Raw genomic sequence first — 3,922 nt, 5'->3', positions numbered from 1 at the left:
GACTTTTTAAATCTCCAACATTTGCATATTTATCATCTTTATAATCTGATAATATCTCTGGTAATGTACCTGATTTAGGTAAACCTACTATTTCAACACCTATATTTTTTAATATATCTGCCACACCGTAATCAAATACTACTACTCTCTGAGGATTTTTTGTTACTTCAACATTTTCTCCTGTTGAATCAGTTATTGTTATTGTACTATTTGCAGTAGAATTTGAATTTTTATCTTTTTTCATAGTTAATGAGAATAAACCTATTATTACTATTAATACTGCTCCTATTATTACTGCGACTTTTTTGTTCATTTTATTATCTCCTTTATTTTATTAATATAGATAATCATTATCATTAATTTTGTTATATAAAACTGACCTTTCAGCCAGTTAAAATACATTTCTTATTTTTTTAGTAATATATACTTATTCTATTACCGTCAATTTCTTCAACTTTAAAGTTCATCTCATAAATACTCTCTAAAGTTTCTTTATTAATTATGTCTTCTACATTTCCCTCTTTTGCTATCATTCCATTTTTTAAACATATTATATAGTCAGAGTAGCAAGATGTGAAGTTAATATCATGCATAACAAGTATTATTGTTTTTCCCAAATCATCACATAATCTTCTAAGAACCTTCATCATCTGAACAGAGTTGTTCATATCTAAGTTATTTAATGGCTCATCTAAGAATATGTATTCTGTTCCTTGAGCTATAACCATAGCTATATAAGCCCTTTGTCTTTGACCACCACTTAACTCATCAAGATATCTATCTTGTAGATCAGTAAGCCTCATATACTCTATGGCTTCATCAACATACTTATTATCTTCTGCTGTTAGCTTTCCATCACAATAAGGGAATCTTCCAAAACTTACAAGCTCTCTTATTGTAAGTCTAATATTTATATTATTAGACTGCTTAAGTATTGCTATTTTTTTAGATAATTCTTTTTTATCCCAAGTCTCTAATTCTTTACCTTCAATAAAAACTTGTCCACTATCTCTTTTCATAAGTCTTGTTATCATAGATAGTGCTGTACTTTTTCCTGCTCCATTAGGACCTATAAAAGAAGTTATCTTACCTTTTTCTATTTTAAGTGATACATTATGTACCACCTTTTTATCATCATATTTTTTACTTAAATTTCTTACTTCAATCATATTCTGCTCTCCTTATAAAGTAGATACATAAAGTAAACTCCACCTATCATGTTAATTATTACACTTACAGGAGTACTTAACTTTAGAATTCTTTCTATCATTAACTGACCAAATACTAAAGTAAATATACTCACTAATATGGATACTGTAATAATATAGCTATGCTTATAAGTCTTTATCATTTCACGAGCTATATTAGCCACTAAAATACCTAAGAATGTTACAGGTCCAACTAATGCAGTTGATACTGCTATAAGTATAGATATTATTATTAAAGATTTTTTCATTAATTTGTCATAATCTACACCTAAATTAATAGCATGATCTTTACCTAAACTCATTACATCAAAATATTTTATATCATCACATACAAATGGAATTATTAAAAGTAATATTATTACTGATAGTACTAGTATTTCTACATTAACATTATTAAAACTAGCAAATAATTTATTTTGAAGAACTAAATACTCATTTGGATCTATTACCATTTGCATAAATGAAGATAGACTTTTGAAAAATGTTCCACATATCATTCCTACTAATAGTAAAAACATTATATTGGAATTTTCTTTTTTAAATACTAATTTGTATAGACCTAAAGAACCAATAACCATAAATACTATACATATTAAAAAGTTAAGCCTTCTATCAGATACAAAAATACTTGTTGATCCAAATACAAATATTAGTACTGTTTGTATAGATACATATAAAGAATCTATACCCATCACACTAGGTGTTAATATTCTATTATCTGTTATAGTTTGGAATACTATAGTTGAAAAACCAATACATGCACCTGTAAGTGCAATTGCTATTAGTTTTGGTATCCTTTTCGAAAGTGCATATTCCATACTTCCAGAATTAATCCCAACAGTTAAAAATAGTGCACATGAAACTAATATCATTATAGTTAATATAACTATTGGTGTATTTAAGTTTTGCTTTCTTTTCTTATGTTTATTTTTATTATTAATTAAACTTTTATCTTTTAAATTAGCTTGCATATGACTTCCTCCTTAAGATTAAATAAAGGAATATTGCACTTCCTATTACTCCAACTGTAAGTCCTACAGAAAGTTCATATGGATATATCAATACTCTTGCTAAGATATCACATACTAATACGAATACCGCTCCAAATAAAGCTGTATCCCATATATTTTCATGTACATTATCACCTTTATATAAAGAAACTATATTTGGTACAATAAGTCCTATATAAGGAATCTCTCCTGCAGTTATAACTACACATACAGTTACTATTGAAACTATTACAAGACCTATATTTACTATCTTTTTGTAATCAAGACCTAAGTTTGTAGCAAAATCTTCTCCCATGCCAGCAACTGTGAATTTATGAGCATATATAAATGCTATAATCATAAGTGGTATTGCTAAATATAATAATTCATAATTTCCTTTTAATATCATTGAGAAGTTACCTTGCATCCATCCACCTACATTTTGCATTATATCATTTTCATACCCTATATACGTTGTTATTGATCCTATGATATTTCCAAACATTATCCCTACCAAAGGTATAAATATTACATTTTTTACTTTTAAATTTTTTAAAAATGTCATAAACATAAATGTTCCCATTAATGCAAATATAAATGATACCATAGCCTTCTGCATAGTAGATGCTCCAGGAATAAACACCATAGCAATTACTATACCTAGTTGAGCTGAGTCTATTGTTGCTCCTGTTGTTGGGGAAACAAACTTATTTTGACTTATCTGTTGCATTATAAGACCACATATACTCATGGCACTTCCTGCCATTAATATACTAATTAGTCTTGGAAATCTACTTACCGTCATAAGATTTATAGCTTCTTTATTTCCAGATAAAATATCTATTATACTTACACTCTTAGCCCCTAAGAAAATAGAAACTAGAGATAAAATTATTAACATTATTATTAAATATCTTTTCTTCATACTTATCTCCCATACCCTTCATAAAATAAGATATTTTACTTTGATTGAAAATAATTATCAATTTCTATTTGTATAATACATTATTTGATAATTATTTTCAATAATTTTCTTGAATTTTTATAAATATTTTTACATTTTTTATAAAAATATTGAAAAATTCTATGATAATAATAAATTCCTATAAAAAAGACATCTAATATTTATCAAGTGTAATTTTTAATAAATATTAGATGTCTTTTTGTTCTATGCTATATAATTTTATTAATTCATTTTCTTAGAAATCTATTTTTCTTTTATATTAAAATTTTCAGTATTTAATATGTACCATTTATTATCTTCATCATTTTTAAAATATAGACTATGATTGTCCAAATCCAAATTATAGTAAGTACAATACTGTAAAATAGCAAATCTATCATCATTACAATTTGGCACATTAACTTCTAAACTTAAAGGAGACATATTATATTCATCCCTTGGTAAATCACCTAAATCTCTTCTATTTATATCCATAGCAAAATATACAAGTCCATTACCACCCGTACTTCCATTTTCCCAAGTTGCATCAAAATAATACCATCTTCCATTTATCATAAGCGCATTCCAAACATGTCCCTCTGTGTTTTCATCCCTTGGAATCCATTCTACTTGGTATCCTTCGTCTAAATTTAGTTGTGATAATAATATCTGCATCGCTTGGGAAAAACCAACACAAATACCTTCATTATATACCAAAACCCCATAAGCATCTGTAGATTTTGCATCTATGTTATAAGTGGTACTTTGAGATAAGTATTTAT

The 3,922-nt window shown here is 26.7% G+C and carries 4 protein-coding genes and 1 pseudogene; all 5 read right to left on the bottom strand.

Annotated elements, in window-relative coordinates; translation table 11 throughout:
- A pseudogene (locus tag J7G74_RS09745) lies at positions 1 to 313 on the bottom strand (ABC transporter); the annotation flags it as partial.
- 100 nt (positions 314 to 413) lie between these two features.
- Positions 414 to 1,169 (bottom strand): iron ABC transporter ATP-binding protein, encoded by a 756-nt coding sequence (locus J7G74_RS09740; RefSeq protein WP_297134686.1) that lies wholly within the window; start codon positions 1,167 to 1,169, stop codon positions 414 to 416.
- A complete protein-coding gene (locus J7G74_RS09735) occupies positions 1,166 to 2,179 on the bottom strand; it encodes an iron chelate uptake ABC transporter family permease subunit (RefSeq protein ID WP_297134684.1) in 1,014 nt (337 codons plus the stop codon). The genes J7G74_RS09740 and J7G74_RS09735 overlap by 4 nt, the downstream gene beginning before the upstream one ends.
- Positions 2,169 to 3,122 (bottom strand): ABC transporter permease, encoded by a 954-nt coding sequence (locus tag J7G74_RS09730; protein ID WP_297134681.1) that lies wholly within the window; start codon positions 3,120 to 3,122, stop codon positions 2,169 to 2,171. The genes J7G74_RS09735 and J7G74_RS09730 overlap by 11 nt, the downstream gene beginning before the upstream one ends.
- Before the next feature lie 282 nt (positions 3,123 to 3,404).
- Positions 3,405 to 3,922: transglutaminase domain-containing protein (locus J7G74_RS09725; RefSeq protein WP_297134678.1), on the bottom strand; the 518-nt coding region annotated here is incomplete at its 5' end.

Source organism: Terrisporobacter sp. (assembly GCF_017888745.1).
GTDB lineage: Bacteria > Bacillota > Clostridia > Peptostreptococcales > Peptostreptococcaceae > Terrisporobacter.
This window is presented reverse-complemented; position numbering and strand designations above follow the sequence as displayed.